Here is a 1,478-nt window from a genome sequence, read left to right on the forward strand (position 1 = left end):
GACACCTGCTCAGAGCTTGCCGAGAGTTCCTGGCTGCCCGAGGAAACGTTGTCGGCCGCGCCCAATGCATCGGCAACGACGCCGCGCAGGCGTTCCACCATCTGCTCCAGCGCCAAGCCAAGAACATCCTTGTCGGAAAGCGGCTTCGGCGTGACCGTCAGATCGCCGTCGGAAATCTTCGTGGCGATATCGGATGTGACGCGCAGGTTGGCGACCATGCTCTGCATCGCCAGGCCGAGAACATCCTTGTCGGAGAGCGGCTTCACGGCGACGGAGAGATCGCCCATCGCGATCCGGTCCGCCACATCGGCGGTGGCGCGCAGGTTTGAGGTCATGATGTTGACGGTATCGATCAGATCCTTGATTTCGTCATTCGTCTTGACCTCGACCTTCTGATTGAGATCGCCGATCGCCACGGCCTTGGCGATATCAGACACCTTGGCCAAGCCGCGATTGATCCCGAGCGTAATCCAGAAGGCAGCGCTCGCTGCGATGATCAACGCGACAGCGGAGGCGACAGCCAGGACCATCAGCGTGTCTTCATAAAGCTGGTCGCCGGCCGCATCCGTCGCCCCCAACGCCTTTTTCTGGATGTCGACGAGACTATTGATCGCGCCCGCCATCTGTTTGCTGAGGTCGCTCAACTCGCCGTCCGAAAGCGCCGCGGCACCGGCGTGATCGCCTTTGGCCTCAAGGCCCTGCAGCTCGGTGGAGCGCTGGCGGAAAGTCTGGCCGAGCGATATCAATTTCTCCCAGAGCGGTTTGCCTTCCACTGTCGCGATAGCAAGCCCATCCTGAGCTTGGGAGAACATGGTATCGAGATGGGTGCTGGATTCCTTGTAGAAGGCGGTTTCCGCATCGCCATTGGCAATCAGCGCATCTTTCTGCGCCCGAATGGCTTCCACTGCCGCAATGTTGGCGTCGAGCGCAGTTTGCAACTGTTTGACAGGACCCGCCGTCATTGCGTTGCTGGCATCGTTGAGGTGACCAAGGCTGATGCTGCCATAGACCGCGATGCCGATCAAAAGCAGCGTCATAGTGCCGAAAGCGAGAGCTAATTTCAGTTTGATGGAGAAGCGCATTGTCCTATCCCCGAAGATAAAGAAGCAAAATGGGTATTGCGGAACGGCGTCACCGTTTGACAGCGTCGTACCGATAAAGAGAGCCTTCGAATCGGGGAAAGCGATCCATTCACTTCCCCGTCACCGGACATCTCAGGAACCACGACGCCAACGCATACACACGTTGGGGATATCAGAATGCCGGGACCAAGACGGTCCTGGCGGAAGCCATCGAGGAAGCGCTCAGGCGCTTTCGCGGAAATCCGCGTCGCCGGCATCCGGGCCGCCCATGGAAAGATCGAGGGCAAAACCCTTGGCCCGGGCCTGCTGGGCAGCGACGGTCTGCGCGGGAGCGGCAGGCGTGGCGCGGCGGTTGGCAAGCGGCGCGGCGACAGCCTTGTGAACTGCCTTGGTGGA

General features: G+C 60.1%; 1 protein-coding gene and 1 pseudogene. Both read right to left on the reverse strand.

Annotated elements, in window-relative coordinates:
• Positions 1-1,082 (reverse strand): HAMP domain-containing protein (locus K290_RS0133370; RefSeq protein WP_028755413.1); only part of this gene is annotated, 1,082 nt, incomplete at its 3' end.
• Positions 1,083-1,304: 222 nt separating this feature from the next.
• Positions 1,305-1,478 (reverse strand): annotated as a pseudogene (locus K290_RS38705) (methyl-accepting chemotaxis protein); the annotation flags it as partial.

The sequence above is a fragment of the Rhizobium leucaenae USDA 9039 genome (assembly GCF_000426285.1).
In the GTDB taxonomy this organism is placed as follows: Bacteria; Pseudomonadota; Alphaproteobacteria; order Rhizobiales; family Rhizobiaceae; genus Rhizobium; species Rhizobium leucaenae.